Here is a 16,322-nt window from a genome sequence, read left to right as displayed (position 1 = left end):
GAGGTCAGCGAGGGCGGCAAGGCGGGCGAGGGCACCGAGGGACGCGAGGTCGAAGTCGCGGTCGTCCGCGTCACCTGGGGTTCCGGGGGTGTGCGGAGAGCCAGGAGCGGCCCGCCGTCGTTGCTGCCGTGTCGACGTCGAGGACCGTGCAGTCCCCGTCGGCGGTCCGGACGGACAGCACCCCGTCCGAGCGGGCCGCGCCGGGAGCCGGCGCGCCCAGGGTGATCACCGCCGCGCTCTTGCCGCTGGTCCGGCGGAAGTCCGCGAGCAGCAGCGACCGCGCCGCGGCCTCCCGGTCGTCCACCTGCTCCGGACCGGCGTGCTGCTCCACGACGGCCAGGGCGCCGGTCTCCGGGTCCCGGGCGGCCGCTTCGATGCCGGCGCGCAGGGCGCCGAGCCGGGCGGCGCCGCCGCCCTCCAGGGTGGAGCGGGAGGTGTCCAGGGGGACGAAGCGGACTCCCCTGTGTCGGAAGGAGACGGCGCCGGGCATCCGGCGGAACGTTTCCGTGGTGGCGTCCTCGGACCAGCCGGCCGAGGATCGCCCGGCTTGCCCGACGCCGGCCCGTCCCTCGCCGACCCGTCCGTCACCGGCTGCCCTCGGGATGCCGTCCGACGTGCCGTGCGTCGGGCCGTCCGTTGAGCCGTCCGGGCCGGGGGGTGCCGACAGCACGAAGTCCACCTGCCCGGCCGCCGCCCGGCCCACGGCCTGTCGCGCCTCGGCCTCGGACAGCCCGCCCGGGAGCACGGCGAACCGCCAGGCCCGGTGTCGGTTTTCACCGGCGGCCCCACCGGCATGCGCCGCCGGCGCCGTCCCCGGTCCGGCAGTCGGCCGCCGCGGGAGCCAGGCGGGAACGGCCGGTTCGAGGCCGCCCCGGGCGGACCGGCGACGTACCACGTCGTACGGCACCCCCCGTGTCGCGCGCGGACCGTCCGCCGCTCCGACGGTGCCACCGAGCCAGGCCGGGCGAGGCCCGAGCCACTGCCCCGTGGCCACGGTCGCGGCGAGGTCCCGGGGTACGCCCGCGCGGTGGCTGCCGGTGCCGGCGACGGTCCACCACCGCGGGGCGGGGCCGGGAACCCGCCCGGACGCCGGCAGGGTTCCCGAGCCGGCTCCGCCCGGGCCGCCCACCGGTCCCGGCGGGCCGGAGGCGCCGCGCACCTCCCCGGGCGCCCGCGCCGGATCGTCGGGGGAGGGCTCCGTCGCCGCCCCGCCGTCCGCCCATGCGCCGTCCGCGGGTCCGCCCTCCGCCTCTTCGCCTTCCCCGGAATCCTCCTCGCCGGACTCCTCCTCGTTCTCCCCCTCGCCCGGGTGCACGGCCTCCGGGAACTCCGCCTCGCCGACCGAGACCGGGAGCACGGTCGTGGCGCCGGTTGCGGGGACCGTCGCGCGGAGTTCCGCCGTGCCGTGCGCGGAGAGGGCGGTCACCGTGAAGCCGCCCGCGCCGTCGCCGTCGACCCGCCAGCGCGAACGGTCGTACTGCCAGCGGACGTCGCGTGCCTCCACCGGGGCGAGGTTGCCCCCGCTGTCGGAGCCGAGCAGCTGGAAGGCCCTCCGGTCGCCCGGGGCGGGCAGGGCGACGTGGTCCTCCGACGCCTCGATCCGGGTGAGCGGGCCGAGCACCTCCATCCGGAGCTCGCCGGTGTGCGGCGCGCGGGGCGCGTGCGCCCGGTGTCCTGCGGACCGGTGGCGTTCCGCGCGCCCCGCGTACACCGGTGCGCTGCCGGGCCGGTCCGCGTGGAAGACCCCGTCCCGCCCGGCCCGTCCGGCGCTGCCCGGGGCGGTCCACCAGTCGGGGCGCGGCGCCACGGCGGGCCCGAGCGTCTCGTCGTAGGCGGTGGCGGTGAGGGTGCGGCTGAGGCCGGGGAACACACGGGCGGTTCCGGCGAGTGCCGTGACCTCGTAGCCGGCGGGCCTGCCGCTGCCCGATCGGGCGGTCAGCACCAGTCCGTTGGGGACCGTACGGAGGCTGCCGTCGGACGGGGAGTTCTCCACGGTGAGGTCCGCCCCGCCGGGGTGTCCGGCGAGCAGGGTGCTGGAGCCGCCGCCGTCGAGGTTGAGGGCGTTGTGGGCGCCGTGTTCGCGGAGCAGGCGGCCGAGCGCGGTGAGGGTGATGCCGGCGCTGTCGCGCTGCCGCCCGTCCACGGTGATGATGCGGACCTGCCTGCCGTCGCGGGAGAAACCCACTGCGGTGCGCGGTGCAGGGGTGTTGTTCCGGATGTGGTCGAGGTTCTGCGGGACCCCGTCCACGACCAGCGGTTCGCGCCCGCCCACGGCAGCCGTGGGCAGCGGCCGGCCGGCTCCGGCGGTGGGGCGGGCGCTGACGTGCACGGGGTCGCCCGGGCGCAGCGCGGCCACTTCGGCGGCGGCGGTGCCGCGGCCGGCGAGCAGTACTCCCCCGGGCAGCGGGGCGATGCCGCGCGCGGGCCGGCGTACGGCGGTGACCCGGCCGTGCCGGATCTCGGCCTCGGCGTCCGCGCCGGGCGGGAGGGCGCCTCCGGTGCCGGTCCACTCGGCGGTGTAGGCGGCGATGCCGTTGGCGGGCGGCCGGGCGGAGTTGTGTCCGACGAGCCGGCGGACGGCGCCGCCGGGGAGGGTGACGGTGCCGTCCAGGGCCAGGCGCAGCACACGGCCGACCGGGCCGGGGCCGAAGCCGACGGCGGCGCCCGCGCCGCGTGCCGGGGAGTGCAGCAGCCGGCCGGCGGCGATGCCGGGGCCGAGCGGGGCGCCGGTGCGGCGGATGTCGAAGAAGTCTCCGTTCACCGCGGCGACCACGCGCCGGCCGGAGCCTGCGGGGTGGCGGGCGGCGGCGTCGGCGACCGTGCCGCGGACGGCTCCGCGGCCCGCTCCGGGTGCCGGCGCCGGTCCGCCGAGGTACTCCACGCCGAGGCCCGGCGCGTCGAGGTCGACGACGAGTTCGTCGATGCGGAGCCAGCGGTCGGCTTCCACCCGGTCGTAGGACTCCAGGCGGACACCGGGGGCGATCCGGCGGGTGGTACGGGCGGTGTCGGCGCCGCCCGCGGGCCCGGGGGCCGCCTGTGCGGCTCCGGCGGCCGGCAGGGCGGTCAGCAGCAACGGCAGGGCCGCACCGATGATCGGACGGAGAATCACCATACCGGCAGCATCCGCCCGCCGACGCGTGCGCCCGGTGACGACACAGGGGGAGCGAACCGGCCGCGGCCCGTTGTTCAGCCATTCGTCGCCAAGGGCGATGAGATGCCCGCCCAGGCCCGGCCGCCCCGCGGGGCGGGGGTTCGTGATCCTGTGCGCCGGAGTCCCCGGCGCATCCGCCGCTCCGCCGCCGTACCGACGGAACGATCCGCCGGCACTTCCGTTCTGCCGCCGTCCCCACCGGGCGGACCGGTTCCGACGCACACCGGGCGGTCGCTCCCGCCGCCGCCCCCGTTGCGCTCCCCTCAGGGCCTGTCGACAGCGCTCACCGTGCTGCTCTCGGTGGCCGGGGCGGTCCGGTTGTTCGCGATCGGCGCGGGGGTGCGGATGCATCTGCCGGCAAGGGACACGGACGGCCTGGACGACCGGGACCACGACGGCGCCTTCGGCTCCGCCAACCTGCTCCTGAGCATGGCCACTTCCCTGCAGGTACTGGTTCAGATCGCCACCGGAACGGTCTTCATCGTCTGGTTCCACCGGGTGCGCAGGAACGGCGCGGTCTTCCGGCGTGACGGCTTCCGGCGTCCTTCCGGCTGGGCCGTCGGCGCCTGGTTCATCCCGTTCGGCAACCTGGTGATCCCGTACGGAATCGCGAGGGACACCTGGCACGCCGGCACGCAGCGGGGTCCCGGCGGCGAGCACCGCCGGGTGTCCACCGTTCCCCTGACGGCCTGGTGGACCCTGTGGGTCACCTCCGCGGTGGTCGACCGGGTCGCGAGCAAGCTCTACGGGGCCTCCGACACCGCCGAAATGCTGCGGACCGCCTCGGTGATCGGCATCGCAGGCGATCTGCTCACCCTCGCCGCCGCGGTCTGCGCGGTCCTCTTCGTACGCAAACCGACGGCCATGCAGCACACCATGGCCGTGTACGGGCCCCACGCCGCGGCCTGACCGGGCGGGCCGGGCCGCCGTGGTCAGCCGCGTCAGGGCCGGCCGGCCGGACGGATCGCCGGATCGCGGACCAGGAACTCGCACCACACGCACTTGCCGTTGCCGCGCGGTTCCACGCCCCAGTCCGCGGCCAGCCGGTCCACCAGCATCAGGCCGCGGCCCGACACCGCCCAGTCTCCGGCGTCCCGGCGGCGCGGCAGTGCACTGGAGGTGTCCTCCACCTCGATCCGGATCCGCCGCTCCGGGAGCAGCCGCAGGCTGACCTGCCCGCCGCCGTCGGTGTGCACCAGGGCGTTGGTGATGAGCTCGTCCGCCGCGAGCACGATCTCGTCGGCCTGGTCCATGGCGCCCCACGCGGCGGCCGCCGCCCGGATCAGATGGCGCGCGGTGGCCGGACCGTCCGGGTCACCGGGGACGAACTGCTGGCGGAGCGGCCCGCTGCCGCGCGGCGCCGGACTGCCCCGGCGGCGCAGCAGGAGCAGGGCTATGTCGTCCACCCCGCCGGTATCGCCGACCAGGTCCACCAGCGCGTCCGCGAGACCGTCCACGTCCGCCGGGCCGTCCCGGACCGCCTCCATGAAGGCGCGCAATCCGCTGTCGTGGTCCGCACCGGGGCGTTCGATGAGCCCGTCCGTGCACATCAGCAGCGTGTCGCCCGGGTGCAGCTCCATGCTCGTGACGGGGTAGCCGGAGCCCGGTCCGCCGCCTGGACCCGCTCCCGTTGCGTGTCCCGACCCGTTCCGCAATCCGTTCCCCGGCCGGTTCCCCGGGCCGTGCCCCTGCCCGGCTGCCGGCCCACTGCCCGGCCCGCTGCCCGTGCCGGGGTCCCCGGCGTCGCCGGAGCCGGCGGGCTCGTGCGGCAGCAGCCCGAGCGGCAGGCCGCCGGCCACCGCCACCCGGTGGCAGCTGCCGTCCCCGCGCCGGACCACCGGGTCGAGGTGGCCGGCCCGGACCATCTGGACCATGCCGGTGTTGAGGTCCACCTCGGCGTAGGTACACGTGGCGAACCGTTCCGTCTCCAGTTCCCGCAGGAAGGCGGACGCCCGGGCCAGCACCGTGCCCGGGGTGTGCCCCTCGGTGACGTACGCCCGCAGCACGATGCGCAGCTGCCCCATCACGGCCGCCGCGTCGGTGTCGTGCCCCTCCACGTCGCCGACCATCACCCCGACCCGTCCCCCGCCGAGCGGGATCACGTCGTACCAGTCCCCGCCGATGTCCCGGCCCATCCGCGCGGCCTGGTACCGCACGGCGATCCGCGCACCGGGCACCTCGGGGATGCGCCGCGGCAGCATCGCCCGCTGCAGGCCCTCGGCCAGGTCGTGTTCCTGCTCGAAGAGCATGGCCCGCTGCAGGCTCTGCGCGATGCCGCTGCCCAGGGCCACCAGGAGGTTCCGCTCCTCGGCGGAGAAGTCCGCTTCACGGGTGTAGAGCAGGCCCAGCGCTCCGATCGGGCGGCCCTGGGCGATCAGCGGCAGGTACACCCCGCTGCGCACGGACAGCGGCTCGATGTAGGGCCAGAGCAGCGGGTACCGTCCCTGGAACACCTCCCGGGACGCGATGAAGACCGGCTGCAGGGTCCGTACGGCCTCGCTCATCGGGAACGCGGCGTCGATCCGGGTGTACTCGATCTCGGGCACGTACGAGCCGAGCTGGCCTTCTGCGACCAGGTGGATCCGGCCGCCGTCGACGACCCCGAGCATCACGCTGACCGCGCCCAGATGGCCCAGTGCCTCCGGGTCCTTGAGGACGTCGGTCACGTCGTTGACGGTGCGGGCGTGGGCCAGGATCGCGGTGGTGCGCTCCACCACCCCGGTCATCCGGCGGCGTCCCTCGCCCTGCCGCCCCCGCAGCTCGGGTTCGCGCGGGTCGTGCGCGGCGTCCCGGACGATCCCGATGATCCGGTACGGCCGTCCGGCCGGGTCGCGCAGGATCCGGCCCTGGATGTGCGTCCAACGGGGGGAACCGTCCCGGCGGCGGATCCGGAAGTACGCCCCGAAGCGGTCGCGGCCGTCCTTGAGCGCCTGCGACACCAGGGCGTCGATACGGGCCTCCTCGGCCGGCGGGATGCGCAGCCGGAGGCCGACCGGGGTGCCGCTGTACTCCTCCGGGCGCAGTTCGTAGACCTCAAGGGCGGTCGGGTCCAGATGCATCTGCCCGCTGTCGAGGTCCCAGTCGAACGTGCCCATGCGGTTGAGCGCGAGGCTCAGGTCCGGCCGGGCCGGCCAGTCGACCTGGTGGGCCATGCAGCAACTGTCTCACCGATCGGCGCCGCGCGCGGGGGCCGGGGCGGCGGCACAATCCGGATCATGGGAAACACTGAGGTTTCGGTCGAGCGGGACGTCGCGGCTCCGATGACGGCGGTCTGGGACGCGCTGACGGACCTGGAGTCCATGCCCCTGGTGCTGAGCGGGGTGGACGCGGTGGAGGTCCTCACTCCCGGACCGTTCGGCGTCGGCACCCGGTGGCGGGAGACCCGCCGGATGTTCGGCAAGTCCGCCACCGAGGAGATGCGGGTGACGGTGTGCGACGCGCCGGTGCGGTACGTGACCGAGGCGGAGAACCACGGGATGCACTACTTCTCCGAGTTCCGGCTGACGAGGCGCACGCCCGGACGGACGTCGGTCCGGATGACGTTCTCCGCGCGGCCGCTGCCCGGCGGCAAGCTGCCGCTGCTCGCACGGCTGCTCGGCGGACTGGGCTCGCGGGCGGTGTCGCGGGCGATCGCCAAGGACCTCGCGGACGTGGCGTCCTCGGTGGAGCGGACCGTCTGACCGTGCCGGGCGCCTCCGCCCGGGGTCAGCGCCCTCCGTCCGGCGTTCCGGGTTCCTCTGCCGGCGTTCCGGGTTCCTGCTCGGCGGGCGTGCCGCGTTCTTCGGCCGGCGTTCCGGGTTCCTCGGTCGGGGCCGGGCGCAGCCGCGTCGGGGTCGGCAGCGGGGCCGGGGGCCTGGTGGGACGCGCCGAGGTCGGAGCCGGGGGCCTGGACGGGGGCCGGACCGCCGTCGGGGAGCCGGCCGGGGCGCGCGTCGTGGGCGTGGCCGCGGGTGCGGTGCCGCGGGTCTCGCGAGAGCTCGGCCGCCGTGACTCGGTGGGGGTCGCGGTCCTCTTGTTCTCCTCGCCCCGGGTCCGGGTGGCGGATTCGCTCGGGGTGGCCTTGGCCGTGCCCGGGGCCGTGCCCGTACCGGATCCGGTCGGGGCCGGGGACTTGGTGGCCGACTCCGTGGCCGACTTGGTGGCCGGCTCGGTGCCCGTCGGGGCGGCGGACTTGGTGCCGGACCCGGTGCCGCTGGGGGTACGGGATTCCGTGGCGGTACCGGAGCCCGTGGGCTTGCCTGATTCCGTGGGCTTGCCTGAATCCGTGGGCTTGCCTGATTCCGTCGCGCTGCCGCTCTTGGTCGGCCCGCCGGATTCCGTGGCACTGCCCGATTTCGTGGAGGTGCCGGATTCCGTGGGCTTGCCGGATTCCGTGGGGCTGCCGGATTTCGTGCCGGTGCCGGTCGGCGTTCCCGTGCCGGTCGGCGTTCCCGTGCCGGTCGGCGTTCCCGTGCCGGTCGGCGTGCCCGTCGGCGTACCGGTCGGCGTGCCCGTACCCGTCGGCGTACCGGTCGGGGTCCCGGTGCCCGGGGGTACGCCGGTGCCCGTGGGGGTGCCGGGTCCCGTCGGGACGCCCGTGCCCGTGGGGGCGCCGGTGTCCGGGGGCGGTATCTCGGGGGGCGTGATGACCGGCGGCGGGACGGGCTTGTCCGGTGTGGTCCGGTGGACGCCGGGCTTGCGTTCGAACCAGCGCTGCTCCTGGTGGTCGTAGATCACGACCCGCTTGACGGGCTCGGGGGCCGGGGCGATCACCACCACGCGCTGCGGGTGATAGCCCGGCCACAGCTGCCCGTAGCGCTTGGAGTCCGGTTTGAGGGCCACCGGCTCGCTCAGCGGGTTGCCGCAGGCGCACCGCACCCGCGGCACTCCCCGGTCGTCGACCAGGACGGCCGTGCCGGCCTCTAGCACGGCCTGGTAGCTGGTGGCCCGGCCGTCCTGGTAGCCGTGGTTGGTCACCCGGGTGTCGACGCGCAGCTGCACCGGGGTGAGCGAGCGCAGGTAGCCCGGGACGGCGACCGGCCGGATGCCGAGGGCGGAGGCGAAGGCCGCGTTCTTCTGCGGTTCCGCGGAGAGGAGGCTGATCTGCTTCTCGACGTCGCAGCTGGCCTGGTCCCTCGTTCCGCCGTAGAGGCCCGGTTCGCCTCCGCTGACCGGCCGGGTGGCCACGAGTCCGGTCGCCGGGGCGGTGGGGGTGTTGCTCATGGCGGGCGGGGGCATCCGGTCCCCGCCGGTGGTGGCGGTGGATTCGGTGAAGGGGTCCTGGCCGGTGGATCCGGCCGGCTGGAGGAAGAGCTCTCCGCCGGTGACCGGAGTCCCGGCCGGGCGTATGAACACCACCGCCAGCACCACCGCGGCCGCCAGGGCGACCACCGCGGTGACCACCCGGGGCACCGACCGCCACCACGGGCCGCCGTTGCCGCCGCTCCTGCCGGCGTGTTCGTCCCCGCCGCCCTTGTCGCCGCCGCCCTTGTCCCCGCCGTCCCCGGCACCGCCCTCGGTGCCTCCGGGACCGCCGGGGCCTCCGGGGCCGCCCGCGCCGCCTCCCGTGGATCCGGACCCGCCCGCTCCGACCGGCCCGCTGGGCGGTCCCTTCGCGGTGGTGGTCGGCGGGGGCGGTGGAGGCGGCGGGCCGCCGCGCCCGCCCGAGAGCGGGCCGGCCGGAGGTCCCGTGGGACGTTCGCCCGGAGAGGTGTCCGAGGGTTGTGTGGTCACGGATGCCCTCCCGCCGGCCGCCCCCCTGCCCCTTCTGTCACTCCTGCGCACCATTGTGTGCGCCGCTGCGGTGGTGCCCGCAAGCGGAGGATGCCTACGGTGGCACGTGACCCAACCGTTGCGCCCTTCCGCGAGACGAACCTGGGGCGATGCCGCGCTCGCGGTCCTGGCGGGGTTCGCGGCGATGACCGTGCTCGCCGCGGCCGGCCTGGCCTTCGCGGGCGCCGCCGACCTGCCCGACGGGGCCTACCCGCGGGTGGTGGCCGCGGTGGTGGTGATGGCGGCCGGCGGCTCGGTCGGGGTGTCCGGCGACGCGGGGTTCCTCGCGGACGCCCATGCGGTGCTGTCCGTGCTGCCGCTCTCCGTCAGCCTGGCCGGTGCGCTCGCCGTGGGCTTCCGCTTCCTGCGGCCGCTGCGCGGGCGTGCCGTCGCCGCGCCCGGTGAACTCCTGCTGCGGGCCGCGCCCCTGGTCGTGCTGTGGCTGGCGGTGCTCACCGGATTCGCGTTCGCCGCCCGCCACACCTTCGGCGTGACCGTCGTCCCGTCGCCGGGCCGGGACGACACGGGCGACCTCGGCGACCTCGGCGACCTCGGCCAGTTGGGCGACCTGGGCCAGCTGGGCGACCTCGGCAACATCCTCGGCGCCACGCCCACCGTGGGGTTCGAGGCCGCTGTCCCGGCGACCCTGCTCTTCGGGCTGCTGTGGATCCTCGGACTGCTCCTGATCACGCTGCTGGTCTCCCGGCGGGCCCCGCTCCCGGCCCGGTTGGTGCGGTTCCACGAGGCGGTGCGCCCCGCCGCCTACGCCACCGTGGTGCTGCTCCTCGCGTACGTCGCGATCGGCGCGGTGGTCGGGCTGGTGGCGGCCGTGACCCGGGACCGGACCCCCGAGACCCTCGCCGTGATCCTGCTGGGCCTGCCGAACCTCGCCTGGCTCGCCCTCACCGTCGGCCTCGGCGGCGCCTGGGAGGGCCGTGTCCAGGGCCCGTTCGGCCTGCCCATGCCCCGCCTCCTCGACCAGGTGCTGCGCACCCCGGACGGCAGCACGACCACCCTCGACGTGCGCGCGCTCGCCGAACACGACGCCCGGGCCTGGTGGCTGGTCGTCCTGGCCGCCGTCCTGGTCCTCGGTACGGGCTTCCTGGCCGCCGTACGGTCCTCCGCGCGGGTGCGGCCCTGGCAGCACGCGCTGCACCTCGCCGTGGCGCTGGCCCTGGCCGTGCTGACGGTGTGCCTGCTGGGACGGATCGAGGCGCGGTTCGGGCTGTCCCTGCTGGGCATCGGCGAGGCGGACGCCCTCGGCGGCCGGGTCGAGCTGCGCGCGGTGCTGTGGCGCACCGTCGGGTTCGCGCTGGTGTGGGGTGCCGTGGCCGGGTTCCTCGGGGCCCTGCTGGCCAGGCCGCTGCAGCGGCGGAGGACCTGACGCGCCGGGAGGTCAGGTTTCCCGGAACACCGGCAGCGCCCAGGCCGGCGGTGCGGGAGGCGGTCCCGGTCCGGTGGCGGGCGGCGGCTGCGGCTCCGCAGCGGCCTCGGTGTGCCCGGCACCGGCCCGGCGCAGCGCCGCGGCGAACTCCAGGCAGGTCTCCCAGCGGTCCTCGGGGACCTTCGCCAGGGCCTTGGCCAGTACGTCGTCCAGGGCGGGGGGCAGGTCGGGCCGCCGGGCGCTCACCGGGGGCGGCGGGTCGTAGAGGTGCGCCCCCAGCAGGGCCATGTCGTCGTCGCGTTCGAAGGGCGGGGCGCCGGTCAGGGCTTCGAAGACCACGCAGCCCAGTCCGTAGACGTCGCAGCGGCCGTCCACCGGCTTGCCGGAGATCTGTTCCGGGGCGACGTAGTCCAGGGTGCCGACGAATTCGCCGACGCTGGTGAACCCGGTGAGGGAGAGGGACTTCTTCGTCAGCCCGAAGTCGGTGAGGTAGACGTGCTCCGGGTGGTCGGGGTCGGTGCCTTCGGCGATCAGGATGTTGCCGGGTTTGACGTCGCGGTGGACCAGGTCGTGGTCGTGGGCGGCGTCCAGCGCGGAGGCGACCTGGCCGGTGATGCGGGTGGCGGTGTCCAGGGGCAGCGGCCCGGTCCGGTCCAGCAGGGTGCGCAGGTCGAACCCGCGGACGTAGCGCATGGCGATGTAGAGCATGCCGTCGGCCTCGCCGGCCTCGAAGACGGGGACGATGTGCGGGTGGTCGATGGCCGCGGCCACCCGTGACTCGTGGGCGAACCGCTTGCGGAAGGTGTCGTTGCGGGCGAGCTCGGGGGCGAGCAGTTTCAGTGCGACGGTCCGGTCCAGCCGCAGGTCGGTCGCCCGGTAGACCACCGCCATGCCGCCGTGCCCGATCTCGCTCTCCACCTGGTAACCGGCGAACTTCTTGCCCTGGAGGCCCGAGGGTCGGCCGTCGACGAAGGGGCTCCCGTCGTTGCCCGGCGGGGGCGGCATCAGCGTCCTCCGTCCGGCGGGCGGGGCACGTCGATGCGGGTGGGTTCGTGGTCCGGGGGCTCCGGGGCGGGACCGCCGGGCGGTGCGGTGCCGGGCTGCCGGCCGTCGAACCGCGTGGCCGGCCCGTCGGCGGAGGCGTCGGAGGGGGCGGAGGGGGCGGAGGGGGCGGGGGCCCCGGATGCGACGGCGGTGGGCGCGGGCGCCCCGGCGGCCGCGGCTCCGCCGGGTGCTCCGGCGGAGGCCCCGGCGGAGCCCGCCCGGTCCGGCGCGCCGCGAACGGCGTAGGTGGCGAGCGTGGTCCCGTCCCCGTACATCCAGCGCCCGGAGGACTCGTCGTACAGCCAGACCTGTTCGCCGTCGACGACGATGCCGGCGCGCAGGCCCCGGGTGGAGAGCCGGAAGGTGTCGGCGTCGGTGCGGCCGGCGGTGTGCTCCTCGGCCGCCCTGCGGTAGCGGTCCAGGGCGTCGGCGGCCCGGGCGATCAGCGGGCGGACGTCCTCGGCCCGTTCCAGCGGGCGTCCGCCGGTGGGCGGCGGCTGCGGGACGGTCACCAGGAGCCGCCCGTCCACCCAGGCGGTCCAGCCGTTGGCGCACTGGATCTCGCCCCAGGCGCCCCGCCGGGAGAGCAGCTGGACGGGCAGGAAGGCGTCCAGGGGCATGGTCGGGCGGGAGGCGTCCGGGGTCTCCCAGGCCGGGAGTCCCTCCCGCGGGACCACGTGGGTGGGGTGGAAGTCGGGGATCGCGGAGAACTCGGGTCCGGCAGCGGGACTGGTCATGGACGGCTACTTCCGCATGATGGCGGGTTCCTGGCGGCGCAGCAGGCGGCTCACCAGGAACCAGCACACCGCCGACAGGAGGATCAGCATGCCCATGTTGGTCAGCCAGACCTCCGTGTCATGGGCGAAGAGCGGGTCCTTGGTGTAGGGGCGGGGCACGATCGCGGCGAGGTGGACGGTGCCGGCCATGGCGGCGAAGGCCCATCGGGCGGGCACCAGCCAGGCGATCTGTTCCAGCACCGGTTTTCCTTCGAGGTCCAGCACGGCTCCGCAGAACACGACCTGGATGATGGTGAGGAGGACCAGCAGCGGCATGGTGACCTCCTCCTTGCGGACCAGTGCCGAGATGACCAGGCCCATCATCATCGCGGAGAAGGACAGCAGTGCGACGGCGAGGGTGATCTCGATCAGCGGGGGCATGAGCACGCCCTTGCCGCCCGGCGCGTTGAGATCGACTCCGGCCAGGCCCACCACGGTGAGCAGGACGGCCTGGCCGACGGTGATCGCGCCGAGGACGACCACCTTGGAGGTCAGGTAGGCGGATCTGGAGAGTCCTACGGCCCGTTCCCGCTGGTAGATGACGCGTTCCTTGACCAGTTCGCGGACGGCGTTGGCGGCGCCGGTGAGGACTCCGCCGACGCACAGGATGAGCAGGGCGTTGGAGGCGGTGTCGGGGGTGAATTCCGAGCCGGCCAGGGCGCGGACCATCGCGCCCATCACGAAGGGCAGGCCGATCATGATGGCGAGGAAGGTGCGGTCGGCGCTCAGCGCGGTGGCGTAGCGGCGGACCAGGGTGGAGAGCTGGGCCCCCCAGCTGCGGGCCGGGGGCGGCGGCGGTGCCGTCCGGCCCGCCGCGGAGGGACGTTCGGCGGTGAGCAGGGGCTGGCGGGCGGCGCTCTCGATGTACTGGCCGTGGAGGGTGGAGTCGCGGTACTCCCCGGCCCAGTCGCGGTCCTTGCGGGCCTCGAACGCCTCGAACGCCTCGGGCCACTGGTCGTAGCCGAAGAAGCCGAGGGCCTGCTCCGGCGGTCCGTAGTAGGCGGTCCTGCCGCCCGGGGCCAGGACCAGCAGCCGGTCGCAGACGTCCAGGCTGAGCACGCTGTGGGTGACGACGATGACGGTGCGGCCGTCGTCGGCGAGGCCGCGCAGCATGTGCATCACCGAGCGGTCCATGCCGGGGTCGAGGCCGGAGGTGGGCTCGTCGAGGAACAGCAGGGAGGGTTTGGTGAGCAGTTCCATGGCGACGGAGACGCGCTTGCGCTGGCCTCCGGAGAGTCGGTGGATCTGCAGGTCGGCGCGCTGTTCCAGGCCGAGTTCGTGGATCACCTCGTCGACCCGGGCCTGGCGTTCGGCTTTCACGGTGTCCTCGGGGAACCGGAGCTCGGCGGCGTAGGACAGGGCGCGGCGGACGGTCAGCTGCGCGTGCAGGATGTCGTCCTGGGGCACCAGTCCGATGCGGCTGCGCAGTTCGGCGTAGTCGTGGTAGAGGTCGCGGCCGTCGTAGAGGACGGTGCCCTGGTCGGCGGGGCGCAGGCCGGTGAGCGCGCCGAGGAGGGTGGACTTGCCGGCGCCGCTGGGGCCGACGATGGCGAGCAGGCACTTGGCGCCGACCGGGAGGGAGACGTGGTCCAGGAGGATCCGGCGGCCGCCGTCGACGCTGACGGTGAGGTCCTGGACGTCGAGGGAGACCTCGCCGGTGTCGACGTACTCCTGGAGCTGGTCGCCGACCAGGCAGAAGGAGTGGTGGCCGATGCCGATGATGTCGCCCTGGGCGACGCGGGCCCGGTCGGTCCGGCTGCCGTTGAGGTAGGTGCCGTTGTGGCTGCCGAGGTCGGCGATCTCGTACGTGCCGTCGGCGAGGGCGCGGAACTCGGCGTGCCGGCGGGAGATCACGAGGTCTTCGAGGACCAGGTCGTTGTCGGGGGCGCGGCCGATGCGTACGGCGGTCCGGGCCGGCAGCGGCCGGATGGTGGTGGGCTCGCGGAAGGTGCTGGTCAGGGCGGGGTTGGCGACCGCGGTCAGGCCGACGGGCGCGGCACCGGGGGCCGCGGCGGGCATGGCGCCGGCCGGTGCGGCCGCAGCGGGCGCGGCGGCGCGGGGCGGGTCGGCCGGCGGGGGCGGCGGAGGCGGCCCGGGAGGCCCGGGCGGTGCTTCGGGGGCGCGGCTGACCAGGAGGGCGCGCGGGCCGTCGGCGATGCTGCCGAACCGGAGCTCGGTGCCGGGGCCGACGCCCCATTCGCTGACCCGGCGGCCGTCCGCCCAGGTCCCGTTGGTGCTGCCCTCGTCCTCCAGGGTCCAGTGGTCCCCGTCGGTGTGGAGGTTGGCGTGGTGCCAGGAGACCCGGGCGTCGTCGAGGAACACGTCGCTCAGCGGGTCCCGGCCTACGTGGTACACGCGGTCCGGGCTCATCACGGTGGAGCCGGCTTCGGTCTCCAGGACGAGCTCGGGCGCGGTCGGCACACTCGGGCTCTGGACCATGAGCAGATTTTCCCACGATCCTTCCGGCTTTTCCCCGGCGAGATATCACCGCAGGTCAGAGGCCTCTTATGGGGAATGACAACGGTCCCCGTTGCAGCCTTTGCCGATCGCGCGAAGGTGCGGTTCACTTCACGCGTCGGATACGGAGACGCCGGGACCCGACCCGGCGGACACGCGGGGGAAGAGATGGCTGGACACGACCACGACCACGGTCACTCGCACGGGCCCGGGGAGCACGGGGGCCACAGTCACGGGGTGTCCGCCGACGCGGACCGCCGCTGGCTCGGCATCGCGCTCGCCCTGATCTGCGGCTTCATGGCCGCCGAGGTGGTCGTCGGCATCGTGGCCGACTCACTGGCCCTGATCTCCGACGCCGCGCACATGCTGACCGACGCCGTCTCGATCGTGCTGGCGCTGATCGCGATGCGGCTGGCGGCCCGGCCCGCCCGCGGCGGGTTCACGTACGGGCTGAAGCGGGCGGAGATACTCTCCGCGCAGGCCAACGGGCTGACGCTGCTGCTGCTCGCGGTCTGGCTGGCCTACGAGGCGGTCCGGCGGCTGCTGGATCCGCCGGAGGTGGCGGGCGGGCTGGTGCTGGTCACCGCGCTGGCCGGGATCGTGGTCAACGTGGCTGCGGCCTGGTGCATCTCCAAGGCCAACCGCACCTCGCTCAACGTCGAGGGCGCCTACCAGCACATCCTCAACGACCTGTTCGCCTTCATCGGCACCGCCGTGGCCGGCCTGATCGTGCTGACCACCGGCTTCGTGCAGGCCGACGCCATCGCCACGCTGGTCGTGGTGGCGCTGATGGTGAAGGCGGGCTACGGGCTGGTCCACGAGTCGGGGCGGATCTTCCTGGAGGCGGCCCCCGCCCATGTGGACCCCGACGCGGTCGGCGACCGGCTGGTGGCGCACGGACCGGTCACCGAGGTGCACGACCTGCACATCTGGACGATCACCTCGGGCCAGGCGGCGCTGTCGGCGCACGTGCTGGTGGAGCCGGCCGGTGACTGCCACGCCGTACGCCGCGACCTGGAGAAGCTGCTCGACGCCGAGTACGGCATCACCCACACCACCCTCCAGGTGGACCACACGCAGGAGACACTGCTGCGCGTAGGCCGTCCGGGTGAAACGGATCCGGCCGATCCGCACTGCGCCGACCCGCACGGGCCGGTCCACCGCGAGGGCCCGCACGACCACTGAGCCGGCGGCTGGAACCGCCCCGCGCGGGGAAGGCTCGGGCCATGACGAAGAAGTACAGTGCCGGGCTGCTGCTGTTCCGCCGCACCGGTGGCGACGGCTCCGGGGGCGACGGCTCCGGAGCCGGAGTGGAAGTCCTGCTGGGCCATATGGGCGGGCCGTTCTGGGAGCGCCGGGAGGCCGGGGCCTGGGTCATCCCGAAGGGCGAGTACGAACCGTACGACGAGGAGCCGCAGGACGCGGCCCGCCGGGAGTTCCGCGAGGAGCTGGGCCTGCCGCCGCCGCAGGGCGCGTACCTGCCGCTCGGCGAGGTGCTGCAGGCGGGCGGGAAGCTGGTCACCGTCTGGGCGGTGGAGGCGGAACTGGACCCGGCGCTGGTGCGGCCGGGCACCTTCACCATGGAGTGGCCGCAGGGCTCGGGCCGTTACGAGGAGTTCCCCGAGCTGGACCGGGTGGCCTGGTTCCGCCCCGACGCGGCCCGCACGGTGATCCTCGCGTCCCAGGCGCCGTTCCTGGAGAGGCTGGCGGGACTGCTGGCCGAATGATCCCCGGTGGGCTTGTCAGCCTCGCCCCGCGC

The 16,322-nt window shown here is 75.1% G+C and carries 10 protein-coding genes and 1 pseudogene; 5 read left to right on the top strand and 6 right to left on the bottom strand.

The features are described 5' to 3' along the window. Positions 1-70: 70 nt before the first annotated feature. Complete coding sequence (locus AB0O36_RS34180) at positions 71-3,112, bottom strand: phosphodiester glycosidase family protein (protein ID WP_365117179.1); 3,042 nt, start codon at positions 3,110-3,112, stop codon at positions 71-73. Between the two features lie 291 nt (positions 3,113-3,403). Between AB0O36_RS34180 and AB0O36_RS34175 the strand changes: the two genes are divergently transcribed. Then, positions 3,404-4,060, top strand: coding sequence for a DUF4328 domain-containing protein (locus AB0O36_RS34175; RefSeq protein WP_365117176.1), 657 nt, complete (start codon positions 3,404-3,406; stop codon positions 4,058-4,060). A gap of 32 nt (positions 4,061-4,092) precedes the next feature. On the opposite strand, the gene AB0O36_RS34170 is transcribed toward AB0O36_RS34175, so the two are convergent. After that, on the bottom strand, positions 4,093-6,303 hold the full coding sequence (locus AB0O36_RS34170; RefSeq protein WP_365117174.1) for a SpoIIE family protein phosphatase: 2,211 nt from the start codon (positions 6,301-6,303) through the stop codon (positions 4,093-4,095). Between the two features lie 63 nt (positions 6,304-6,366). Here AB0O36_RS34170 and AB0O36_RS34165 point away from each other — a divergent pair, with 63 nt between their 5' ends. Then, positions 6,367-6,831, top strand: coding sequence for an SRPBCC family protein (locus tag AB0O36_RS34165; protein ID WP_365117172.1), 465 nt, complete (start codon positions 6,367-6,369; stop codon positions 6,829-6,831). A 988-nt stretch (positions 6,832-7,819) separates the two neighbouring features. On the opposite strand, the pseudogene AB0O36_RS34160 reads toward AB0O36_RS34165, so the two are convergent. Continuing rightward, positions 7,820-8,863: pseudogene (locus AB0O36_RS34160) on the bottom strand (DUF6777 domain-containing protein); the annotation flags it as partial. Positions 8,864-8,969: 106 nt separating this feature from the next. On the opposite strand from AB0O36_RS34160, the gene AB0O36_RS34155 reads away from it, so the two are divergent. Beyond that, a complete protein-coding gene (locus AB0O36_RS34155) occupies positions 8,970-10,286 on the top strand; it encodes a streptophobe family protein (protein WP_365117171.1) in 1,317 nt (438 codons plus the stop codon). Positions 10,287-10,298: 12 nt separating this feature from the next. On the opposite strand, the gene AB0O36_RS34150 is transcribed toward AB0O36_RS34155, so the two are convergent. Genes AB0O36_RS34150 through AB0O36_RS34140 form a run of 3 tightly spaced genes read right to left on the bottom strand, consistent with a single transcriptional unit; the run spans position 10,299 to position 14,545 of the window. Continuing rightward, a complete protein-coding gene (locus tag AB0O36_RS34150; RefSeq protein WP_365117169.1) occupies positions 10,299-11,291 on the bottom strand; it encodes a serine/threonine-protein kinase in 993 nt (330 codons plus the stop codon). Then, a complete protein-coding gene (locus AB0O36_RS34145) occupies positions 11,291-12,067 on the bottom strand; it encodes a hypothetical protein (RefSeq protein WP_365117166.1) in 777 nt (258 codons plus the stop codon). The genes AB0O36_RS34150 and AB0O36_RS34145 overlap by 1 nt, the downstream gene beginning before the upstream one ends. 6 nt (positions 12,068-12,073) lie before the next feature. Beyond that, on the bottom strand, positions 12,074-14,545 hold the full coding sequence (locus AB0O36_RS34140) for an FHA domain-containing protein (protein ID WP_365117163.1): 2,472 nt from the start codon (positions 14,543-14,545) through the stop codon (positions 12,074-12,076). Between the two features lie 186 nt (positions 14,546-14,731). Here AB0O36_RS34140 and AB0O36_RS34135 point away from each other — a divergent pair, with 186 nt between their 5' ends. Together AB0O36_RS34135 and AB0O36_RS34130 are read left to right on the top strand one after the other, a co-directional pair. Continuing rightward, positions 14,732-15,748 carry a cation diffusion facilitator family transporter gene (locus tag AB0O36_RS34135; RefSeq protein WP_365117161.1) on the top strand — a complete coding sequence of 339 codons (1,017 nt, stop codon included), beginning with the start codon at positions 14,732-14,734 and terminating at the stop codon, positions 15,746-15,748. Positions 15,749-15,789: 41 nt separating this feature from the next. Beyond that, positions 15,790-16,290, top strand: coding sequence for an NUDIX domain-containing protein (locus AB0O36_RS34130; RefSeq protein WP_365117160.1), 501 nt, complete (start codon positions 15,790-15,792; stop codon positions 16,288-16,290). The last annotated feature ends 32 nt before the right edge of the window (positions 16,291-16,322 follow it).

Origin of the sequence: Streptomyces sp. NPDC089799, from assembly GCF_040684755.1 — a bacterium.
Classification (GTDB): Bacteria; Actinomycetota; Actinomycetes; order Streptomycetales; family Streptomycetaceae; genus Streptomyces.
This window is presented reverse-complemented; position numbering and strand designations above follow the sequence as displayed.

Excerpts from the sequence above, each read along its gene's own strand:
- AB0O36_RS34150 (WP_365117169.1), bottom strand. The coding sequence starts at position 11,291 with ATGCCGCCCCCGCCGGGCAACGACGGGAGCCCCTTCGTCGACGGCCGA.
- AB0O36_RS34165 (WP_365117172.1), top strand. The coding sequence starts at position 6,367 with ATGGGAAACACTGAGGTTTCGGTCGAGCGGGACGTCGCGGCTCCGATG.
- AB0O36_RS34140 (WP_365117163.1), bottom strand. The coding sequence starts at position 14,545 with ATGGTCCAGAGCCCGAGTGTGCCGACCGCGCCCGAGCTCGTCCTGGAG.
- AB0O36_RS34135 (WP_365117161.1), top strand. The coding sequence starts at position 14,732 with ATGGCTGGACACGACCACGACCACGGTCACTCGCACGGGCCCGGGGAG.
- AB0O36_RS34170 (WP_365117174.1), bottom strand. The coding sequence starts at position 6,303 with ATGGCCCACCAGGTCGACTGGCCGGCCCGGCCGGACCTGAGCCTCGCG.
- AB0O36_RS34130 (WP_365117160.1), top strand. The coding sequence starts at position 15,790 with ATGACGAAGAAGTACAGTGCCGGGCTGCTGCTGTTCCGCCGCACCGGT.
- AB0O36_RS34145 (WP_365117166.1), bottom strand. The coding sequence starts at position 12,067 with ATGACCAGTCCCGCTGCCGGACCCGAGTTCTCCGCGATCCCCGACTTC.
- AB0O36_RS34180 (WP_365117179.1), bottom strand. The coding sequence starts at position 3,112 with ATGGTGATTCTCCGTCCGATCATCGGTGCGGCCCTGCCGTTGCTGCTG.